This window comes from Pseudomonas sp. P4_C8, assembly GCF_056401975.1.
Genome location: NZ_JBFUIH010000023.1, coordinates 43,390 through 64,925, shown reverse-complemented (window position 1 = coordinate 64,925; position 21,536 = coordinate 43,390). Strand labels below are relative to the sequence as shown.

Sequence of the window (21,536 nt, the reverse complement as noted above, 5' to 3'; positions counted from 1 at the left end):
AGGCTTGCCCGCGATGACAGTCTCGAGGACGCCATCGCGGGCAAGCCTTGCTCCTACAGGTCTGCGCATTGCAGGCCTGATGATATTAGTGACGGAAGTGGCGCATGCCGGTGAATACCATAGCGATGCCGGCTTCGTCGGCTGCAGCAATCACTTCGTTATCACGCATCGAGCCGCCTGGCTGGATCACCGCCGTGATGCCGACCTTGGCCGCGTTGTCGATGCCGTCGCGGAACGGGAAGAAGGCGTCCGATGCCATGACTGCACCCTGTACCTGCAAGCCGGCGTGTTCAGCCTTGATCGCAGCGATACGGGCGGAGTTCACACGGCTCATCTGGCCTGCGCCGACACCGATGGTCTGACGGTTCTTGGCGTAGACGATGGCGTTGGACTTAACGTACTTGGCCACTTTCCAGGCGAAGATCAGGTCGTTGATTTCCTGTTCGGTCGGTGCGCGCTTGGTCACGACTTTCAGGTCATCGGCGCCGATCATGCCGATATCACGGCTCTGCACCAGCAGGCCACCGTTGACGCGTTTGTAGTCCCAGGCAGCGGCGCGATCAGCCGACCATTCGCCGCAGGCCAGCAGGCGCACATTGGCTTTTGCCGCCACGATGGCACGGGCTTCTTCGCTGACGCTCGGGGCGATGATCACTTCGACGAACTGACGCTCGACGATGGCTTTGGCGGTTTCAGCATCCAGTTCGCGGTTGAAGGCGATGATGCCGCCGAAGGCCGATTCGGTGTCGGTGGCATAAGCCAGTTCGTAGGCCTGGCGAATACCGCCTTCGGCGTCCGGGCTCACGGCTACGCCGCACGGGTTGGCGTGTTTGACGATCACGCAGGCCGGCTTGACGAAGCTCTTCACGCATTCCAGCGCGGCGTCGGTGTCGGCCACGTTGTTGTACGACAGTTCTTTGCCCTGCAACTGGGTTGCGGTGGCGATGCCGACTTCGGCAGGCTTGGCTTCCACGTAGAACGCCGCGCTTTGGTGCGGGTTCTCGCCGTAGCGCATTTCTTGAGCCTTGACGAACTGGCTGTTGAAGGTGCGCGGGAACTCGCTGCGACCTTCAGTGCTGAGTGTTTCAGCAGCCTGGTTCACGGTGCCCATGTAGTTGGCGATCATGCCGTCGTAGGCGGCGGTGTGTTCGAAGGCCTTGAGCATCAGGTCGAAACGCTGAGCGTAAGTCAGGCCGCCGGCCTTGAGGCCTTCCAGAACGCTGGCGTAATCGCTGGCGTTGACCACGATGGCCACGTCTTTGTGGTTCTTGGCCGCCGAGCGGACCATGGTCGGGCCACCGATGTCGATGTTCTCGATCGCGGTCGGCAGGTCGCAGCCAGGCTTGTTGATGGTGGCTTCGAACGGGTACAGGTTGACCGCGACCAGGTCGATCGGCTTGATGCCGTGCTCGCTCATGATGGCGTCATCGATACCGCGACGACCGAGGATCCCGCCGTGGATTTTCGGGTGCAGGGTTTTCACCCGACCGTCCATCATTTCTGCGAAACCGGTGTAATCCGCGACTTCCACTGCGGCAACGCCGTTGTCGCTCAGCAGCTTGAACGTCCCGCCGGTAGAGAGGATCTCGACGCCCAGGGCTTCAAGCTCTTTGGCGAATTCGAGGATCCCGGTCTTGTCGGAAACGCTGATCAAGGCGCGGCGGATCGGCAGGCGGGTAGTCTGGTCGGTCATTTCAATTTCCATCAAAAGCAAAGGAGTCAGCAAAAAAGGCGACCGGTTTTACGCGGGCGCCTTTCTGGTTTGATTGAATGCTTACAGCAAATCGTACTGCTTGAGTTTCTTGCGCAGCGTGCCTCGGTTGAGCCCTAGCAGCTCGCTGGCCTTGGTCTGGTTGCCCTTGACGTAGTTCATCACGCACTCGAGCAGGGGAGCCTCGACTTCGGAGAGCACCAGGTTGTACACATCCGTGACGGCAGCGCCCTCAAGGTGGGCGAAATAATTGTGCAGCGCCTTCTCGACACTCCCGCGAAGGGTCTGACCTTCTTCGCTGGGCGTATTGAGGTGCTGTTTCAAATTTACGTTGTCGCTCACGGGTGTTGTTCCACTCACTAAAGTCTCGGTCATCATCGTCATGCGGCCACCCCTTCTCCGTCCCCTGTCAGGCTCTTGTAACGTTCGGCAAAGAAGCCCTGAACGTTGGCGCATTGTGCTTCCGTATCTTCCAAACGATTGAAGTGGGCGCGAAACTCCCTGGCGCCCGGCAAGGTTGCGAGATACCAGCCCACATGCTTTCGAGCGATACGGACACCCATCACGTCTCCATAGAAAACGTGCAGGGCGGCCAGATGCTCTAGCAGAATGCGTTCCACCTCGATCAATTCCAGCGCCGGGAGTTTTTCGCCGGTACGCAGGAAATGCTCGATCTCACGAAAAATCCATGGCCGCCCCTGGGCAGCCCGGCCTACCAACAAACCATCGGCACCGGTCGCATCGAGCACGTACCGGGCCTTCTCGGGTGAATCGATATCGCCATTGGCAAAGACCGGCATCGACACCGCCTGCTTGATCGCGGCAATGGTGTCGTACTCGGCTTCACCGGTGTACAGATCGGCACGGGTGCGGCCATGGACCGCCAACGCCGTAATGCCTGCCTGCTCGGCGATCTTTGCCACCGTCAAACCATTCTTGTTGTCCCGGTCCCAGCCGGTACGGATCTTCAGGGTCACCGGCACATCAACCGCAGCCACCACGGCCTGCAGGATCTCGGTGACCAATGCTTCATCCTTCAACAGCGCGGAACCGGCAGCCTTGTTGCAGACCTTCTTCGCCGGACAACCCATGTTGATATCAATAATCTGCGCGCCCAGTTCGACGTTGGCCCGGGCCGCGTCCGCCAGCATCTGTGCATCACCACCGGCGATCTGGACCGAGCGTGGCTCGGGATCACCTTCGTGGATCATGCGCATCCGCGACTTGCGGGTGTTCCACAAACTCATGTCACTGGTGACCATTTCCGAGACAACCAGCCCCGCGCCCAATCGCTTGCACAGCTGACGAAAGGGTTGGTCGGTGACTCCCGCCATCGGGGCGAGAATCAAGCCGTTTTGCAATGTATATGGACCGATGCGTACCGCCGACATAGGACTTCCCTGTTGTGGGGCCGGATCATTAGAGTTCGAAAAAGGGTTGGCATGATACCCGCTCTCGATGACTGGATAAAGGCTGAATTGAACAAAATCTGAACAGTTATGCTGTTATTACCAGCAGTCAGGTATGGACGGTACCAGTCAGAAATCTTCCGCCAAGCCTGTAACGGTAAAGCGTTTCACTCGGGGGAGTGGAAGCTCAGGCTGTAGTTCACCGCTTTGGCGCCCGGGTCGAGAATATCCAGTGCGATGTGGATTGGCGTTTGCGGTGGCATTTCCGCCATGCCTTCGAGGTCGCCATTGAGGTACTCGCCGGGTTTGAAGCGACGGCTGGCAATCAAATGGCCATTAAGGTCGGCAAAGCGCAGTTCCAGCAACGGGAAAGGCTGGGAGAACGCGGCGCGGTTGTAGATGATCGCATCGACCACCAGGGCACCACTGAATTCCGGGTGGCTTCGGACCACCAGATTGCTGCTTTTGATTTTGGCAATGTCGACTTTGGACGGCACGGTGCAGCCGATTTTCGGGCACAGTTGCTGGAACCAGGGGCGGTACTGGTCCTGGCGGGCCAGCTCGTCGAATTGGTAGGCAATGTATTGGCCCGCGAGCGCGGCGGCGCCAAGCAAGACCAGGAGCAACCAGAACAATCGCCGGCCCCAGGGGGATCGTCGCTTTTGCCAATCCAGTTGCAGTGGGTCGTCGGTCAGGTCCTGCAGTGCCTCGGCGCGCACGCCCGGTTCACTGCGCTCGCGACGTTTGCGCAACGGTTCGATGGATGGCAGGTTGTCGTCGAGTTCTTCGGTCGCTGATAGGCGCTCGTGGTTGAGGGGGGCGTCGAGTGGGTCGTTTAGGCGCAGATGGGGCACCTGGGGCTCTTCGTCCAGATCAACCGGCTCCAGCGAAAACGAAGGCTCGGTTCGCGAGTGCTTGCTCGGTTCAGGTTCTGATTCCGGCTGTTCGGTTTCTGCTGACTGGGCGCGGTCGGCGGCCGACTCGCTGAAGAGGCTATCGGACCACGGCTCTTCGTCGTGCTCGATAGAGTCGCGACGAGCACTGAGTCCGTCTTCGCGGTGCCGGCCAAACTCTGTGGTTGGCTGGATTTCCCGCTGTTCGAGTCGGGCGAGCTCTTCGTCCAGGTCCAGGCTGTCCAGATCCAGTTCGGAGGCGGTCCACTGCTTTTGGCTGATAGCGCGTTGCACCGGCGGTTCAGCGATGGCCGGGGCAACCGGTTTGACGGCTTCTTTACCGGCCCGTTGTTCCAGCAATTGTTTGGCGGCGTTGAATACCTGCAAGCAGGAGCCGCAACGAACCACTCCACGGGCCACGCTCAACTGGGCATGGCTGACGCGGAAGCTGGTTTGGCAATGCGGGCACTGGGTGACGAAGCTATCGGTCATGCGGCGATCCGGTTTATGCAGGCGTTCATTCTAGCGCCGACGGCCGGTAATGCGCACCCAGCCATCGCGATTGGCAATCGGATCCAGATCGAAGTCTTGAGCATAGGCGGCGGCAACGTCTTCACCTTGTTCGGCGAGGATACCGGACAACGCCAGGCGTCCACCCGGTTTCACCAGGCTGGACAGTTGCGGGGCCAGGGAAACCAACGGCCCGGCAAGGATGTTGGCGACCAGCACGTCCGCTTTGACCGGCGGCAGATCTTCCGGCAGATACAGCGGGAAGAGTGCTTCGGCAATGTTATTGCGCCCGGCGTTGTCGCGCGAGGCTTCCAGTGCCTGGACGTCGATGTCGGTGCCGACGGCTTCCTTGGCGCCCAGCAGCAGGGCGGCAATCGCCAGAATCCCCGAACCGCAGCCAAAATCCAGCACGTTGCAGTCTTTCAGGTCCTGGCCATCGAGCCATTCCAGGCACAGCGCGGTGGTCGGGTGGGTGCCGGTGCCAAACGCCAGGCCCGGGTCAAGCAACAGATTCACGGCGTCAGGCTCGGGCGCGGCGTGCCAGCTCGGGACGATCCACAGGCGCTGACCGAAACGCATCGGCTGGAAGCCGTCCATCCAGCTGCGCTCCCAATCCTGGTCTTCGATGACTTCGCTGTGATGCTCGGGCAGCGGGCTGCCGGTCAGCAGCTCAAGGTGGGCCAATACGCTGGCGGCTTCGGTACCGCCTTCGAACAGGGCCAGCAGGTGCGTGTGCGACCACAGCGGTGTGGTATTGAGTTCTGGCTCGAAGATTGGCTGATCTTCGGCGTCCATGAAGGTCACCGATACGGCGCCCACTTCAAGGAACGCGTCTTCGTAGGTTTCGGCTTGTTCTGGGCTGATGGCGAGACGGACTTGCAGCCAAGGCATGGCGGGCACCTTTGAAAAATATTGATTGCAGCCTAGCGGGCTGCGAGAAGCGCGCAAGTTTACGCGAGCGCGGAGGTTTTGTGGGAGTCGCTTGCCCTTGCAGTTCCTTGTGGGAGCGAGCCTGCTCGCGAAAGCGGTGTGTCAGTCATTTCAATATTGGATGGGACATAGCCTTCGCGAGCAGGCTCGCTCCCACAAGGGGGCATGGCAATAGGTGAGATGAAATATCCAGAAACAACAAAGCCGCCCGAAGGCGGCTTTGTTGATTGGGTCGAAACTTAGTGCTTCTCACCAGCGAGCTTGTGCTCAAGGTAGTGGATGTTGACTCCACCTTTGCAGAAGCCTTCATCACGGACCAGATCGCGGTGCAGCGGGATGTTGGTCTTGATCCCGTCGACAACGATTTCGTCCAGCGCATTGCGCATGCGCGCCATGGCTTCTTCACGGGTTGCGCCGTAGGTGATCAGCTTGCCGATCAACGAATCGTAGTTCGGCGGAACGGCATAACCACTGTACAGGTGCGAATCGACGCGAACGCCGTTGCCGCCTGGTGCGTGGAAATGCTTGACCGTGCCTGGGCTCGGCATGAAGGTTTTCGGGTCTTCGGCGTTGATTCGGCATTCCAGGGCGTGACCGCGGATCACCACGTCGTCCTGGGTGTACGACAACTTGTTGCCAGCGGCGATGCTGAGCATCTCCTTGACGATGTCGATGCCGGTAACCATTTCCGAAACCGGGTGCTCTACCTGGACACGAGTGTTCATCTCGATGAAGTAGAAGTGGCCGTTCTCGTAAAGGAACTCGAAAGTGCCGGCGCCACGGTAACCGATGTCGATGCAGGCCTTGACGCAGCGAGCGAGGACTTCCTGGCGTGCTTTCTCGTCGATGCCCGGTGCCGGCGCTTCTTCGAGAACCTTCTGGTGACGACGTTGCAGCGAGCAATCGCGGTCGCCCAGATGGATGGCGTGGCCCTGGCCGTCGGAAAGTACCTGGACTTCCACGTGGCGTGGGTTGGTCAGGAATTTTTCCAGATAGACCATCGGGTTGCCAAACGCCGCGCCAGCTTCGGAGCGGGTCAGTTTCGCAGAAGAGATCAGGTCTTCTTCGTTATGCACAACGCGCATGCCGCGACCACCACCGCCGCCAGCGGCCTTGATGATCACCGGGTAACCGACTTCGCGACCGATGCGCAGAGCGGTTTCTTCGTCTTCAGGCAGTGGGCCGTCGGAACCCGGAACGGTTGGAACGCCCGCAGCGATCATGGCGTGCTTGGCCGATACCTTGTCGCCCATCAGGCGAATGGTGTCGGCTTTGGGGCCAATGAAGGCGAAGCCGGAGTTCTCGACCTGTTCAGCGAAATCAGCGTTTTCCGCAAGGAAACCGTAGCCTGGGTGAATGGCGGTAGCGCCGGTCACTTCAGCTGCGGCGATGATTGCCGGGATGTGCAGGTAAGAGTGCGCGGCCGAGGCCGGACCGATGCAGACGGATTCGTCTGCCAGGCCCAGGTGCATCAGTTCTTTGTCGGCCTTGGAGTAAACGGCGACAGTCTTGATGCCCATCTCTTTGCAGGCACGCAGGATCCGCAGGGCAATCTCACCGCGGTTGGCGATCAGAACTTTTTCCAACTTCGCAGTCATCAAAGTTTCTCCGCGGTTCAAACGATGGTGAACAGCGGTTGGTCGTACTCAACCGGCTGGCCGTCTTCGACGAGGATGGATTCGATCACGCCGCTGGTTTCAGCTTCGATGTGGTTCATCATCTTCATGGCTTCGACGATGCACAGGGTGTCGCCTTTTTTCACGGTCTGGCCGACTTCAACGAACGAAGGCGAGGATGGCGAAGATTTGCGATAGAACGTACCGACCATCGGCGAACGGGCAACGGTGCCGTTCAGAACAGGTGCGGCCGGAGCAGCAGGTGCAGCGGCAGCGGCAACCGGAGCAGCAACAGGCGCTGGTGCCGGAGCGTGCATTGGAGCCGGTGCGTAGTACTGCTGAGCCGGGGTTTTGCTATGACGGCTGATGCGTACGGACTCTTCGCCTTCCTTGATCTCGAGCTCGTCGATGCCGGACTCTTCCAGCAGTTCGATCAGTTTCTTAACTTTACGGATATCCATGAATCATCAACTCCCAAGGGTCGGTCAGGGGCGTTTAACGCTTGTAGTTCAAGCCGTTGCCTGTGTTTCAAGCTGTTCTAGTGCGGCCTCCAGGGCCAGTCGATAACCGCTGGCGCCAAGGCCGCAGATCACTCCCACCGCTACGTCGGAGAAGTAAGAGTGATGGCGGAAAGGTTCGCGTTTGTGCACGTTAGACAAATGCACTTCGATGAATGGGATGCTCACTGCCAGCAGCGCGTCACGTAATGCGACACTTGTGTGCGTAAAAGCTGCTGGATTGATCAAAATGAAGTCCACACCTTCGCCGCGAGCGGCATGGATGCGGTCGATCAATTCGTACTCGGCGTTGCTTTGCAGGTGCAGCAAATGGTGGCCGGCTTCACGGGCGCGGCGTTCCAGGTCCTGGTTGATCTGCGCCAGTGTCGTAGCGCCGTAGGTGCCCGGTTCGCGGGTGCCGAGCAAGTTCAGGTTGGGGCCGTGCAGCACCAATAGGGTCGCCATCTGCTGTTCCTTGTTATCTGTGGGCAAGTGTCAGAACCCGGCGACTATGCCGCAAAGCCTTTGTGACTGTCCAGTTCTATGCAATAGCCAGCACGATAGCCGATGTTTGCGCGAAATATGTGACCGGGTGTTTAAGTCTGGTCATTTGCTTTCGCAACACGTTCAACGAAGTCTTTGGCGTTGATCTCGCCGATCACTCGCACATCGGTGCGTTCAACACCGTCCTTGCCGAAAAACATCAAGGCCGGAGGACCGAACAGCTTGTAACGGTCGAGCAGGGCGCGTTGTTCGGCATTGCTGGCGGTGATATCGAAACGAACCAGTCGATAACCTTGCAGGCGTTCCACGACTGTGGCGTCGTTGAGCACTTCGTGTTCGATGACTTTGCAGCTGATGCACCAGTCGGCGTACCAGTCGAGCAGCAGCGGGGTGCCGGAGGATTGAGCATCGGCGAGCACGCGATCCAACTCTGAGGGCGTGCTGATTGTTTGCCAGGTTCCGGTGTTTTGCGGTGGTTCGTTACCCGCAATCACGCGCGATTGACCAATCGGGTTGAACGGATCGGTCTGACCGCTGAACGCCCCGAACCAGCACGCCAGTGCGTAAAACACCAGGAACATCCCCAGCAGCTGACCCAGGCGTTTTCGAGGGGGCTTGTAGACGAACTCCAGTGCGCCCATGAACAAGCCGACACCGCCGGCCAGTAAGCCGATCAGCAGCAAGGTGATCTGGCCCGGCAGTACCCGGCTGAGCAGTCCGATCGCCAATCCCAGCAACAGCACCCCAATGGCGTTTTTCACATACACCAGCCACGGCCCGCTTTTCGGCAGCCAGGCCGCACCACCGGTGGCCACCAGCAACAGCGGCGCGCCCATGCCGAGGCCTAGCATGAACAGTTTCAGTCCACCGCCCAGCGCATCGCCGCTGGCACTGATGTACAGCAGCGCGCCGGCCAGGGGCGCGGAAACGCAGGGCGAAACCAACAGGCTGGACACCACGCCCAACACCGCGGCGCCCCACAGTGAACCTCCTTCAGTGCGGCCGGCGATGCGATCCAGGCGACTGCTGATGGCCTGCGGCAGCTTGAGTTCGAATACGCCGAACATCGCCAGCGCAAACAGCGCAAAAAACATCGCAAACGGCACCAGTACCCAGGCCGATTGCAGGCGTGCCTGAAGGTTGAGCTGCGCGCCGAACATCCCCATCAGCGCACCGAGCAGGGCGAAGCAGGCGGCCATCGGCAGCACGTAGGCCAAAGACAGATTGAAGCCGCGCCAACCACCGACCTGCCCACGCAGCACCACACCGGACAGGATGGGCAGCATCGGCAGCACGCAAGGGGTGAACGTCAGGCCCAAGCCGGCGAGGAGGAACAGTGCAAGCTCGCGCCAGCCAACGCTTTGCGCTGAGGTCGGGGTGCCGATGCCTTCAATGCTCAGGCGCTCGGTTTCCGGTGGATAGCACAGGCCTTTGTCGGCGCAGCCCTGATACGTCACGGCCAGTGTGAAGGCACGTTGATCGGTGCGCGGTATTTCTACGTCAACAACGCCGTGATAAACCTCGACATCGCCGAAGTACTCATCGTGCTTCTGCTCGCCCTTGGGCAGTATTGCTGCGCCCAGACTTATATCGGCCGGGTCAGCCCGAAATTGGAAACGATGGCGATAGAGGTAATACCCTTCGGTCGCGACGAAACGCAGCTTGATCAACTGCGGCGTGCTGTCTATCAGGCTCAATTGAAAGGCTTCGCGCACCGGCAGAAAGTCAGCGCTGTTGTTGATCACGCCCAGAGTGGAACTGGGCCGGGTGTCCGGCAACCCGGCGGCGGTGGCCGGCAGGGCGAGCACTAAAAGCAGCAGGCAGAGCAAACGGCGCATGACAATCTCGCGTATCGGAATTGGGGGCATGATAGCGGACAGCGGGCGGGTGTGCAGGGTGGGGCGTTGTGCGGTGATTGTTCTGGCGCTATCGCGAGAAGACTCGCTCCCACAGGGGAAAGCGTACCCTTGTGGGAGCGAGCCTGCTCGCGATAGCGATCTATCAGACGCGAAAGGCCTGAACGGCCGTACGCAGCCGCCCGCCCAGCACCAAAAGGTTCTCCCCTTGCTCACGCCCTTCACCAATGCGCAGCAAGTTATCCCCACCCAATTGGTGAATTCGCTCGCTGTGGTCACGAATCTCGCTGACCGCGCCGCTCTGCTGGGCGGTGACATCGGCAATGCGCACGGCAGTGTCGGAAATGGTCTGGATAGCCCCGACGATTCTATCCAGCGCCCCGTCGGCCGCTTGCGCCTGATTGGCCGTGGCTTCGGCATGTTCAACCTGCGCGCGCATGCCCTCCACCGATTGACGCGCGGCGGTTTGCAGGCCGGCAATCAGCGTCTGAATTTCTGCGGTGGCCCCTGCTGTGCGTTGCGCCAGCGAGCGAACCTCTTCCGCCACCACCGCAAACCCTCGACCCATTTCGCCGGCGCGAGCTGCCTCGATGGCGGCGTTCAGGGCCAGCAGGTTGGTCTGGTCGGCAATCGAGCGGATCACCGTCAGCACGCCGCCGATGGTCGCCGATTCTTCGGCAAGGTGTTCGATCATCTGCGCGTTACCCTGCACTTCACCCACTAACGCATGCAGGCCGGTAAGGCTCAGGCCGATGACTTTCTGGCCGTGCGCAACTGCCAGGCCGGCATGACGACTGGCGTCGGCTGCCTGGCTGGCATCGCCGGCGACCTGTTGAATCGTCGCCTCCAGTTCACCGAGCGAATCGCGGATCAGTGCGGTGTCGCCTGCCTGATGTTCGGCACCGCTGTGCAGGTCATTACTCAAATCGGCCAGGGTTCGGCTGCTGCCGGCGACTTGCTCGGCGTTGAGACGAATGGTCCCGACCAGATCCACCAGATAAGCGCGCAAGCGATTGAGCGACGCTTGAATGTCGTGCAATTCGCGGTTGGTATTGCCCAGTTCGATGTCCCGGCTGAAGTCGCCTTCTGCCCACGTAGACAGGGCCGGCGCCAGGTTGGTCAGGGTTCGGGCCAGGCGTCGTTGCAGGGTATCGATGAGTAAGGCGATCAGCAGGATCAGCCCGATCATCACACCCTGCATCAACCGTACTTCGCCCTGGATCTGGCCGTGCTGGGCGCGGACCACGGGCTCGAGTCCGGCAATCGCTTGCTGCACTGCGGCGATTTTCAGGTGCGTGGCGGCGCTCAGATCGGTGCGCTTCTGGATCTGATCGCGGGTGCGCGACAGTTCGGCCGGGTAGCGCGAGAGCAGGCTGTTGAGTTCACGCTTGAGGCCGACCCCCGCGTCTTCGGCGGCAGCTTTCTCGGTGTTCTCCAGGCCCATCATCGACGCGAAATCATCGGTGTTCGATTCACTCTTGGCGGTGACGCCGAGCAGCGGCAAGCTGCCCAGCAGTTCCGCCTGAGTGCGGATGTTGGCCACTTCGCGTTCGACGTCGGCGGCCAATTCGCTGCGGCCACTGCTCACCAGTTTGTCCCGTGCCAGAGACAGCCTGCCCAAGTGTTGCGAGGCGGCGAGCAGCGGCGTCAGGTAGGCCGCGTTCGCACTGGCGTATTGGCTGAGTTGGTCGAGGCTGGCGCCGAGTTCGCGTTCGGCTTGCAGCAGCAGCGCTTGCGGGTCGCCCGCGAGTTTGCCAGCGGCCAACAGATCGGTTTTGCTGAACTCATCCAGGTTCGACAGGCTCGGGCGCAAGGTGTCGGCGAGCGCCGGTGGCAGCTCACCGAGCTCCTTTTGCAAGACGTCAATGGCCTGGCTGGCGCTGCTGAGGCGCAGTGCATCGCCACTGGCGAGGTAGTCCTCGATGTTGCGCGCGACCTCATTCTGAAACTGCCGGGACAGGCCTAGATAACGCTCCATCAAAAGATAAGGGCGCTCCAGGGCCTTTTGCGACCACCACAGTGTGGCGCCAAGGGCTACACACACGGCGACTAAAAGGAGGGTGTTGAGATTGGTCAGCAACTTCAGGCGCATAGCGTGTCTACCAAGGGCAGAATGGTAAGCGCCTGAATTTATTGCGTTTGTGTTACAGCGTTATGACCGAATCGGTGGATTTCGATAAAAAAGTGGCACTTTGCCGTGATGTTCGCGCCGCCTGAACACGGTTGCGTCCGGCATCCTTGGCGCGGTACAGCGCCTCGTCCGCCTGACTGGCCATCATCAGGCCGTCGGAGTGTTCGCACAGCTCCACCACGCCGGCACTGAATGTGCACCGAAGGTCTTGAGGCTGGGCGGGATAGTGAATTTCGGCAAAGCGCTGACGAATTTCATTCAGCACTGAGTAAGCCGATTGGAGGTCGGTGTCCGGCATGACGATCGCGAACTCTTCGCCGCCATAGCGGCCGATGAAGTCGGTCTTGCGCAAGCGTTGCTTCAAGAACAGCGCCAGGCTCTTGATTACCCGGTCGCCCATGGGGTGGCCGTGGCTGTCATTGACGCGTTTGAAGTGGTCGATGTCGAGCATCGCAAAGCACAGCGGCTTGCTCTCGCGGCGGGAGCGGAAACTGCAGTCTTCAAGCAATTGCAAAATGTGCGTGTGGTTATACAGGCCGGTAAGGCTGTCGCGGACCATCCGGGCTTTCAGATTTCGTGCCCGTGCCGCGCGGTTGCGCACGGTGGTGATCAGGTGGCGCGGCTTGATCGGCTTGGTCAGGAAGTCGTCGCCGCCTTCGCTCATGGCGTCGAGTTGCTTGTCCAGATCGTCTTCGGCCGACAGGTAAATGATCGGCACGCTGACATAACGGTCGTTGTGACGGATCACCTTGGCCAGTTCAGTACCGGTGCAGGTCGGCATGTACATGTCGAGGATGATCAGGTCAGGTTGAAAGTCCGAGAGTTCGGCCATGGCCTGAATCGGATCGATCAACGTGCGCGTGACGATCCCGGCGCTGTTCAACAGGCGTTCGGTGTGCAGGGCCTGGGCGCGGGAGTCGTCGATGATCAGCACTTTATAAGGTTCGTACTGAGCGACACAGGTCAGGACTTCGATTTTCTCCAGCAGACTCGAAGCTTCCAGGGTGCCGGTGAGAAACTCCTGGCCACCGGCACGCACGGCGGCGAGGCGGGTCGGGGTGTCGGTTTCGTGCAGGCTGAAGAACAACAGCGGCAATTGATGATCAAGGCCTTCCTGGGCTTCGGCGGCCAGTCTCAAGCCGATGCCGGCACCACTGAAGTCCACGTCCATGACGATCGCCGCGGGCAAGCGCTCGACCATCGAAGAACGGAACGCCGCAACGCTGTCGAGGGCTTGAGCGCTGAGCCCAAAAAACTCCAGCTGCTTGGCCAGACGCTCGGCGCGGTCGTAATCCTGCAGCATCACGTAGATCGGCTTGCGCAGTGGCGGCAGGAAGGTTTGTTCAAGTTGATCGCCATGGCGCAGGCCGGTGCGTGACAAGCGTTGCATCAAGCGATTGAGATCGGTGATCAGCCCGCTGCTCAGGCGTCCGCGATTGGCGTCGACAGCCTCCAGCGACTGACCGATGTGGCGCGCCAGTTGCGTATGTTCCGGTTGCTCGAAACGCTCGGCAAACCGCAGCAGGCGCAGGTTGGCCTCGCTCAGCTCCGATAAGTCGGCGGTGGACCACTCACTGCGTTGCAGGCGCTGCCAGATCTCAAGAATTTGACGTGCCTGATGAATCACCCGCTGGGCAAAGTGGTGCTTGAGGCGCTCACGGCTGGGGTCTTCTGGCTCGGTCATATCCTGACTACTAGTTAGGGTAAATGCTGAGATCGACTGGTGGCTCTATGCTAGCACCTCTTTTCAGTGGGATGAGAGTCGTGCGGCAATTATCTGTAATGCAGCGTCATTCAGTTTGTGACCGGTCGGTCTTGTTTGGGGGGCTGCGTTATGCCGGCCCCCGCATTCAGGCGGTTTCAGGAGATTTCCTTTTCGCTTCAGGGCCACTTCCTTCGCTGCGGCGAGCCTCGTCTGTCAGGGAATTCTGATTTTGCGTCGGCATGATTCGCCCGGGATTTTCGGCTGTTAGGGTTCAGGGATTCCCTTGGTAGCCAACCGAAACTCATGACTCAGTGTTTTGAACAACATTCCAGCGATGACCAGCGCCTGAATCACAACAGCACCCCCGTTGCTGACTGTGAGTGTAAAGAGGAGCGGCTTTATGGCAGCAAGACCTTGGTCACTGACGTGCCGATCCTCACGTGCTCCTGCCTTTGGCGTACGTATCAGCGCGAGGCGGAGGAGATCGTCGCCCCGAAGGGCGTATTGATTGCCGACCCGGTGGCGCGCAATCGAGCGATCAACGCGGCCTATGCCCGGCTGTGGTTGCATGACCCAAGGTTTCAGTGGGCCGGTCTGGCGGCGTTTGCCTCCAAGCAGGTGGGTTGTGGGTTGCTGCATGCAACGGACAGTGTTGAACGTATTCGTGAGGAGTGGGAGGCACGGCAGCGTTTGCAAGACGGCCGCCGTGAGTCCGGGCTTTTGACTCCGGGCAGGATGTCGGAACAGGCGGATGCCTTGCGTGACTATAAAGAAGCGGATGCGCGCAATCCTGTGCCCTCAGTGGATATCCGTTTTGCCGGGGAAGACTTGTCCTTGGTACAGCAGCAGTTCCTGCATGTGCACGACATGATGGCGCTGGGGAATACCACGCTGTTTCTGGATGTTTTTCCATTGCATGAGTTTTATGCGAAGCGTGGATTGGTGGAATTGAAGAAGTGCCTGAAGGCCCGCGAGGGCATCTCTGGACATCCGAAATTTCCAGTGCTTTGGCCGGTGGACCAGAGAAAGCTCCCTTTCGGGCTGAGTTACATTGAGGTTTTGCAAGCCTTTGAGGCTATAGAGGCAGGTGATATAGCTACTAGCGTGGAACGTTTGGCTTGGCATGAGCAGAGCAACATTCTCCAGCCCACGATTTACAAGGATCGCCAATTGGTGGCGTTGCTGCGTGGCAACCATGTTTCCTACGTGACAGGTTTTCCATCCGGCGTGGCCCGGGCAATCGAGTTGACGCTCACCAGCCAGTGCCAGCGCGTAGAGGATGGTCGCACCATTGGCTTTGATAGCAACCCGCTGGCGGACTTGTCGGACATCAATCAACGAATGCCATTTGTGCTGCAGGCCGCGGCTCGCTTTGACGAGATGTTACAGGACGACAACCGGTCGGCAATGGAGCAATCCATTCGGGAAATCGCCGTGGGGGGCGGGCAGTCATGATCCTATCGTGGCGAGCGGTTCGCGGCTGGCGGCAGGCATTGATGATTATTTTGAGTGTGCTGGCCGTGATTTGGGCAATCGGACTACTTTCGGACGAACCAGAAATTGCTCTGGAAATGGGCGGTACTTATGAAGACATGCACAAGCGCTCGTCCGCTTCGTTTAGCCCCTTGATACGCGGTCATATCTGGCTCGGTCTTCCCAAGACCGATGCGCGATTGCGATTCATCGACCCGCAGTACGAATTCGTTACGCCTCAGGCGCGTTTTTTTACCATCACCTTTGACGACAACGTGAGTACAAGTATCCGCATGTCCCCTCAAGTCGAGCCGCTGCTGCTCGATGACGCCCTGAAGGTAGCTCTGAGTTTGCAAGATCAGTGGCGCGCGGGCGGATGGAGGGTGGCCGGCAGAAAACACTATCCACCCTTTGCCGATACGCCTGAATGGCGAGCGCAATTGCGAGATGTGAATAAAGGAGGAACGGTCTACTGGAAGGCTGGCAAAAAATACCAAGTCATGATGCACATGCATCGATTCAAGTACGACAAGCGCCCAACTGAAGAGCGCTATCTGATCACCCTCTCGATCGGCAAGCCGTGGACGCCTTTCGAGGAAGATGGAGATGAAGAAGCTCTTATCGAATTGGATCAATCCAATCCGGTCACCCCCTTATTTCCCACAAAAACCAAAGGAACCCCGTCATGCCAACCCCTGCATTCATGACCCTCAAAGGCGAACGACAAGGCCTGATCAGCGCGGGCGCCTTCACCGAGGCGTCAGTGGGTAACGTCTACCAACTGGGTCGTGAGGACCAGATCATGATTCAGGCACTGAGCCATGGCATTTTCGTGCCCAAAGGCTCGGGAGCGGGGCGCCGGATGCACAAGCCCTTGATCATCACCAAGACCATCGACAAATCGTCGCCCCTGATCAATATCGCCTTGTGTTCCGGCGAGTTGCTCAGCAAGTGCCGCGTCGAGTGGTATCGCACCTCGGCTCAGGGAATGCAGGAGCATTTCTACACGATGGAGCTTGATGACGCGGTGATCATCGGCGCCGAGGTGCTGTTGCCCCACTGCCAAGACGCGGGCACTGCGCACATCACCCAGTTGGAGAAGGTTCACTTCAGCTACCGACGCATTTACTGGAGACATGAAATCAGTCGAACCATGGGCTCCGACGAGTGGAACACCGAGACGTTGGCATGAGGCTGGTCCATGACTTTCATCTGACCGCGTGGGAGCGCCAGCATGCTTGTCCCGGCGAGGAAGCGATGGATCATGTGCGCCAGGCGTTGAACGATCGGCAACCCATTGAAGGCCTGAGCGAGTTGCGCGCCGGTTTGCTGATCGATATCGACAGCGAAGTGCTCGACCGGATTGAGCGGGGCGAGTGGTGGTTGGTCAGGGCTGAAGCCGACTACGGTGACTGGCCGATTGCGGAGCAGGCCTTTGACTGCAAGGTCATGGGGTTGATGAACAATCCGCCGCCCCAGCCCTCTCGAACACCCAGGATTTTCCGCCTGATCGACAGCGTCACGGGTGAGCCGCTGGTGCAGCGCAGCTACATCGCGACCGTGGACGGGGAGACTGTCCAGCGCACAACAGACGGCGAAGGCATCGCCCATCTTTTCATGCCGGCCGAGGTGCAGCAGGTTTCAATGATGGTCAGGGGCTATTAAAGCGGGCATGCACGCTTGAGTTCATTGGCAAGGGAGGCTGGTTTTTCTACGCCAAATTTCGGGATAGGTCCAACGACGGGTGCCGGCCAAAGGCTCGTTGTTGTATGGTTGTGGTCGAACCGATGAACTCAAGTGATTGAAAGGATATCGCCATGCTGGACTGGAAGAACCGCGCGGGCAGCGCACCTGAACGTGCCGCTGAACCTAAATCGGCCACCCGCAGTTACTTTGGCGGCCTGCTGTTCAGTCGGGCGCTGGCCACGCTGATCGGCCTTTATCTGCTGGTTACGATTGCCCTGGGTTGGTATTGGAGTGCAGAACCTGCGCTGTTCCCGGTCCAGCAAAATGCCCAGATCGCTGCCGAAAAAGAAGGCAAGCAGATGGTCATCGGCTACACCACGGTGGAAACCCTCAAGACCGTCGCCGGGACGTTGCTGAGCAAACCGGGTGGCTATATTTCCAACGACCGTTTCCCGCCGGGCCTATGGATGGACAACATGCCGAGCTGGGAATATGGCGTGCTGGTCCAGGTCCGCGACCTGAGCCGTGCGCTGCGTAAAGACTTCGCCCGCTCACAGTCGCAGTCGGCCGAAGACGCCGATCTGGCCAAGGCTGAACCGCGTTTCAACTTCGACAACAAAAGCTGGGTGCTGCCTTCCAGTGAGTCCGAGTATCAGGAAGGCATCAATTCCCTGAGCCGCTATCAGGCACGTCTGTCCGATCCGAACCAGAAAAGCGCGCTGTTCTATGCCCGCGCCGACAACCTGAACAACTGGCTGGGTGACGTGGGCACCCGACTGGGTTCGCTGTCACAACGCCTGTCGGCCAGTGTCGGCCGGGTCAAACTCAACACCTCGCTGAAAACCGAAGTCCTCGCGCCGGGCCAAGTGCCACAGGTCGACGAAGAAATCATCGAGACCCCGTGGATGCAGATCGACAACGTGTTCTACGAAGCCCGTGGTCAGGCCTGGGCACTGTCCCATCTGTTGCGCGCCATCGAAGTCGACTTCGCCGATGTATTGGCCAAGAAAAACGCCACGGTCAGCGTGCGTCAGATCATTCGTGAGCTGGAAGCCTCGCAAGAGCCGGTCTGGAGTCCGATGATCCTCAATGGCAGCGGCTTCGGCGTGCTGGCTAACCACTCGCTGGTCATGGCCAATTACATTTCCCGAGCCAACGCCGCAGTGATCGATCTGCGTCAATTGCTCAATCAAGGCTGATTTATGGTCGACGACGCCAAAGAGGCCGCCCATCGCGCGGCCTCGGATGCCGAACAGATCGCCTGGGTCGACGAACAGGACAACCTGCTCGGCGCCCTGGTCCGTTCCGATTTGCGTGAGCGCGGGCTGATCGGGCGCGGCACCTACATCATGCTGTTCAACTCGGCTGGTGAACTGTGCGTACACCGGCGAACCCTGAGCAAAGCCATTTATCCGGGGTATTGGGATGTGGCGGCGGGAGGCATGGTGCTCGCCAGCGAAACCTACACCGAGTCGGCCGCCCGCGAACTCGAAGAAGAGCTGGGTGTGAGCGGTGTGGAACTGACCGCCCATGATCACTTCTTCTTTGAAGACACCGGCAACCGGCTCTGGTGTTCGGCGTTTTCGGCGGTGTGGGACGGGCCATTGATCCTGCAGCCGGAAGAGGTGCTCGAAGCACGTTTTATCCCCATCGATCAGGTCATGCTGGAAATCCAGCAAAAGCCTTATTGCCCGGACTCTCTGGCCGCATTGAAGCGCTATCTGCGCGCTCAACAGGATGACGTCGCAAAAGAGCTATAAATTGGCGCCGATTGGCTCTTAGCAAGTCGGCTTTTTGCCGTTACACTGCGCGACCTTTTCAAACTGAACCAGCGTGCCCGGTTCAGTAGCGCTGCCCCTGCCTGAGTGGGGCTTCGCGGTCGATGGCCACTTCCCAAGTTGCCGCGACCAGTCTTTGTCCTCCCAAGAGGATTGCCGGTGGCCAAAAAAGCCGCATCCTTCGCCGCCCTTGGTGGCTTGGTATTTTCCACCGACGCAGGTCGTCATTGCCCGGAATGCAGTAAACCGGTGGACGCCTGTATCTGCAAACAGACCGTTATCCCGGCCGGCGACGGCATCGCTCGCGTGCGTCGCGAAAGCAAAGGTCGTGGCGGCAAGACGGTGACCACCATCACCGGCGTGCCGTTGGCCGAAGACGCGCTCAAGGACCTGGCCACCACGTTGAAGAAACGTTGCGGCACAGGCGGGGCGTTGAAAGACGGGATCATCGAAATCCAGGGCGATCATGTCGAGCTACTCTTGGGTGAGCTGATCAAACTCGGTTTCAAAGCGAAGAAGTCCGGCGGCTAGCAGCCTCTGTGAAAACCACCCTCGGCTTGATCCAGTCCTGACAACAGGTCTGGCGTCGTCTACATGGTTTTCACAGAGCCTGTTCTGACCGGTTTCTAAACTCAAACCTGAATGTGAGGTCTATCGCCCTTGCATGCAGGCTAATCGTCATTTTCATTCTTTAGACTGCGCCGGCCTGAACCCAGGCGACGCTCTATGACTTCTTTATAGGGGACTTCAATGTCCGTACGACGCACACGCAAAGACGATGGCAGCCAATGGACAGTTGCGGACAGCCGCAGTGTTTACGGGATTCGCCATTGGGGGGCCGGGTATTTCGCGATCAACGACGCCGGTCGCGTCGAAGTTCGTCCGAACGGTCCGACCAGTTCGCCTATTGATCTGTTCGAGCAAGTCGACCAACTGCGCAAAAGCGGTTTGTCCTTGCCATTGCTGGTGCGTTTCCCGGATATCTTGCAAGACCGCGTGCGTCAGCTGACTGGCGCCTTCGATGCGAACATCGAGCGTCTGGAATACCAGAGCAAGTACACCGCGCTGTACCCGATCAAGGTTAACCAGCAAGAAGCAGTGATTGAAAACATCATCGCCACTCAGGACGTTTCCATCGGTCTGGAAGCCGGCTCCAAGCCTGAGCTGCTGGCCGTGTTGGCCCTGGCGCCGAAGGGCGGCACCATCGTCTGCAACGGTTACAAGGACCGCGAGTTCATTCGTCTGGCGCTGATGGGCCAGAAGCTGGGTCACAACGTCTTTATCGTGATCGAGAAAGAATCCGAAGTCGGCCTGGTGATCGAAGAAGCGGCGTCGCTGAAGGTCAAGCCTCAAGTCGGCTTGCGCGTGCGTCTGTCGTCCCTGGCCTCGTCCAAGTGGGCGGACACCGGTGGCGAGAAATCCAAATTCGGTCTGTCGGCGGCGCAATTGCTGTCGGTGGTCGAGCGTTTCCGCGCGGCCGGCCTGGATCAGGGCATTCGCCTGCTGCACTTCCACATGGGCTCGCAAATCGCCAACCTGGCGGACTACCAGCACGGTTTCAAGGAAGCGATTCGTTACTACGGCGAACTGCGCAACCTCGGCCTGCCGGTGGATCACATCGATGTCGGCGGCGGTTTGGGCGTGGACTACGATGGTACGCATTCGCGTAACGCCAGTTCGATCAACTACGACATGGACGATTACGCCGGTGTCGTGGTCGGGATGCTCAAAGAGTTCTGCGACGCGCAGAACCTGCCGCACCCGAACATTTTCTCCGAAAGCGGCCGCTCCCTGACCGCTCACCACGCCATGCTGGTGGTGCAAGTCACCGACGTCGAGAAACACAACGACGACGTGCCGAAGATCGACAACAAGGAAGAGCTGCCGGAAACCGTGCAATGGCTGGTTGACCTGCTGGGCCCGACCGACATCGAGATGGTCACCGAAACGTACTGGCGCGCGACGCACTACATGAGCGACGTGGCTTCCCAGTACGCCGATGGCAAGCTGACCCTGGCTCAAAAAGCCCTGGCCGAGCAATGCTACTTCGCCGTGTGCCGTCGCCTGCACAACTCGTTGAAAGCCCGTCAGCGTTCGCACCGTCAGGTGCTCGACGAACTCAACGACAAACTGGCCGACAAGTACATCTGCAACTTCTCGGTGTTCCAGAGCCTGCCGGACACCTGGGCCATCGGCCAGGTCCTGCCGATCCTGCCGCTGCACCGTCTCGACGAAGAGCCGCTGCGCCGTGCAGTGCTGCAAGACCTGACCTGCGACTCCGACGGCAAGATCAAGCAATACGTCGACGAGCAGAGCATCGAAACCAGCCTGCCGGTACACGCGCTGAACGACGGTGAAGACTACCTGCTGGGGATCTTTCTGGTGGGCGCCTACCAGGAAATTCTTGGCGACATGCACAACCTGTTCGGTGACACCGACTCGGTGAACATCTACCAGAACGCTGACGGCAGCGTGTACCACGCCGGTATCGAAACCCACGACACCATCGAGGACATGCTGCGCTACGTGCACTTGTCGCCGGAAGAGTTGATGACCCACTACCGCGACAAGTGCGCCAGTGCCCGCATCACCGCTGCCGAGCGCACCCAGTTCCTCGACGCGCTGCGCCTGGGCCTGACCCGTTCGTCTTACCTGTCTTCGTAAGGTAAGGCACGGCTCTCATCAGGTTGTCTGAAAATGTTCCGCACGTTGCGGAAATTTCAGAGGGCCTGGTGAGACGCGTCTTTGTTTTCCAGCGAAATGACTCACATCCACGTCTATCCATGCGATGTGGTCTTCTTTTCGCGTAGGCCGTTTCCTAAGTTGTATTTCGGCAC

The 21,536-nt window shown here is 59.4% G+C and carries 18 protein-coding genes and 1 pseudogene; 8 read left to right on the top strand and 11 right to left on the bottom strand.

The features are described 5' to 3' along the window. Positions 1–85: 85 nt before the first annotated feature. The 11 genes and pseudogenes from purH to AC1DWM_RS16115 all read right to left on the bottom strand — a co-directional run bounded on the left by purH (position 86) and on the right by AC1DWM_RS16115 (position 13,741). On the bottom strand, positions 86–1,693 hold the full coding sequence (gene purH, locus AC1DWM_RS16165; protein WP_452624787.1) for a bifunctional phosphoribosylaminoimidazolecarboxamide formyltransferase/IMP cyclohydrolase: 1,608 nt from the start codon (positions 1,691–1,693) through the stop codon (positions 86–88). An 81-nt stretch (positions 1,694–1,774) separates the two neighbouring features. After that, positions 1,775–2,095, bottom strand: a complete 321-nt coding sequence (fis, locus tag AC1DWM_RS16160; RefSeq protein WP_007907419.1) for a DNA-binding transcriptional regulator Fis — start codon at positions 2,093–2,095, stop codon at positions 1,775–1,777. Beyond that, positions 2,092–3,102 (bottom strand): tRNA dihydrouridine synthase DusB, encoded by a 1,011-nt coding sequence (gene dusB, locus AC1DWM_RS16155; protein ID WP_223515170.1) that lies wholly within the window; start codon positions 3,100–3,102, stop codon positions 2,092–2,094. The genes fis and dusB overlap by 4 nt, the downstream gene beginning before the upstream one ends. A 185-nt stretch (positions 3,103–3,287) precedes the next feature. After that, positions 3,288–4,505, bottom strand: a complete 1,218-nt coding sequence (locus tag AC1DWM_RS16150) for a DUF3426 domain-containing protein (RefSeq protein WP_477795632.1) — start codon at positions 4,503–4,505, stop codon at positions 3,288–3,290. Positions 4,506–4,535: 30 nt separating this feature from the next. Beyond that, entirely contained in the window at positions 4,536–5,414 is an 879-nt protein-coding gene (gene prmA, locus AC1DWM_RS16145; RefSeq protein ID WP_223515176.1) for a 50S ribosomal protein L11 methyltransferase, read from the bottom strand. A 278-nt stretch (positions 5,415–5,692) separates the two neighbouring features. After that, complete coding sequence (gene accC, locus AC1DWM_RS16140; RefSeq protein ID WP_477795631.1) at positions 5,693–7,051, bottom strand: acetyl-CoA carboxylase biotin carboxylase subunit; 1,359 nt, start codon at positions 7,049–7,051, stop codon at positions 5,693–5,695. 17 nt (positions 7,052–7,068) lie between these two features. Next, positions 7,069–7,530 carry an acetyl-CoA carboxylase biotin carboxyl carrier protein gene (gene accB / locus AC1DWM_RS16135; RefSeq protein ID WP_223515182.1) on the bottom strand — a complete coding sequence of 154 codons (462 nt, stop codon included), beginning with the start codon at positions 7,528–7,530 and terminating at the stop codon, positions 7,069–7,071. A 48-nt stretch (positions 7,531–7,578) separates the two neighbouring features. Further along, positions 7,579–8,031: a type II 3-dehydroquinate dehydratase gene (aroQ, locus tag AC1DWM_RS16130; RefSeq protein ID WP_223515185.1), complete on the bottom strand. Its 453-nt coding sequence runs from the start codon at positions 8,029–8,031 to the stop codon at positions 7,579–7,581. A 131-nt stretch (positions 8,032–8,162) separates the two neighbouring features. Beyond that, the gene (locus AC1DWM_RS16125; RefSeq protein WP_477795630.1) at positions 8,163–9,908 is read right to left on the bottom strand and encodes a protein-disulfide reductase DsbD; all 1,746 of its coding nucleotides are present in this window, start codon (positions 9,906–9,908) and stop codon (positions 8,163–8,165) included. A 163-nt stretch (positions 9,909–10,071) separates the two neighbouring features. Continuing rightward, positions 10,072–10,578: pseudogene (locus AC1DWM_RS16120) on the bottom strand (methyl-accepting chemotaxis protein); the annotation flags it as partial. Between the two features lie 1,492 nt (positions 10,579–12,070). Beyond that, positions 12,071–13,741 carry a response regulator gene (locus AC1DWM_RS16115; RefSeq protein ID WP_223515195.1) on the bottom strand — a complete coding sequence of 557 codons (1,671 nt, stop codon included), beginning with the start codon at positions 13,739–13,741 and terminating at the stop codon, positions 12,071–12,073. Between the two features lie 324 nt (positions 13,742–14,065). Between AC1DWM_RS16115 and AC1DWM_RS16110 the strand changes: the two genes are divergently transcribed. From AC1DWM_RS16110 to speA, 8 genes are all read left to right on the top strand, one after another. Further along, positions 14,066–15,217, top strand: a complete 1,152-nt coding sequence (locus tag AC1DWM_RS16110; RefSeq protein ID WP_477795629.1) for a DUF2515 family protein — start codon at positions 14,066–14,068, stop codon at positions 15,215–15,217. After that, the gene (locus AC1DWM_RS16105) at positions 15,214–15,942 is read left to right on the top strand and encodes a hypothetical protein (RefSeq protein WP_477795628.1); all 729 of its coding nucleotides are present in this window, start codon (positions 15,214–15,216) and stop codon (positions 15,940–15,942) included. Before AC1DWM_RS16110 ends, AC1DWM_RS16105 begins: the two co-directional genes overlap by 4 nt. After that, positions 15,921–16,427 (top strand): Hcp family type VI secretion system effector, encoded by a 507-nt coding sequence (locus tag AC1DWM_RS16100; protein ID WP_477795627.1) that lies wholly within the window; start codon positions 15,921–15,923, stop codon positions 16,425–16,427. The genes AC1DWM_RS16105 and AC1DWM_RS16100 overlap by 22 nt, the downstream gene beginning before the upstream one ends. Further along, positions 16,424–16,900 carry a hypothetical protein gene (locus AC1DWM_RS16095; protein WP_477795626.1) on the top strand — a complete coding sequence of 159 codons (477 nt, stop codon included), beginning with the start codon at positions 16,424–16,426 and terminating at the stop codon, positions 16,898–16,900. The genes AC1DWM_RS16100 and AC1DWM_RS16095 overlap by 4 nt, the downstream gene beginning before the upstream one ends. A gap of 152 nt (positions 16,901–17,052) precedes the next feature. Continuing rightward, on the top strand, positions 17,053–18,120 hold the full coding sequence (locus AC1DWM_RS16090) for a DUF2333 family protein (protein WP_223515198.1): 1,068 nt from the start codon (positions 17,053–17,055) through the stop codon (positions 18,118–18,120). A 3-nt stretch (positions 18,121–18,123) separates the two neighbouring features. Then, a complete protein-coding gene (locus AC1DWM_RS16085; RefSeq protein ID WP_477795625.1) occupies positions 18,124–18,681 on the top strand; it encodes an NUDIX hydrolase in 558 nt (185 codons plus the stop codon). A 177-nt stretch (positions 18,682–18,858) separates the two neighbouring features. Continuing rightward, a complete protein-coding gene (locus tag AC1DWM_RS16080; protein ID WP_007947660.1) occupies positions 18,859–19,230 on the top strand; it encodes a translation initiation factor Sui1 in 372 nt (123 codons plus the stop codon). A 219-nt stretch (positions 19,231–19,449) separates the two neighbouring features. Beyond that, on the top strand, positions 19,450–21,363 hold the full coding sequence (speA, locus tag AC1DWM_RS16075) for an arginine decarboxylase (protein ID WP_223515205.1): 1,914 nt from the start codon (positions 19,450–19,452) through the stop codon (positions 21,361–21,363). The last annotated feature ends 173 nt before the right edge of the window (positions 21,364–21,536 follow it).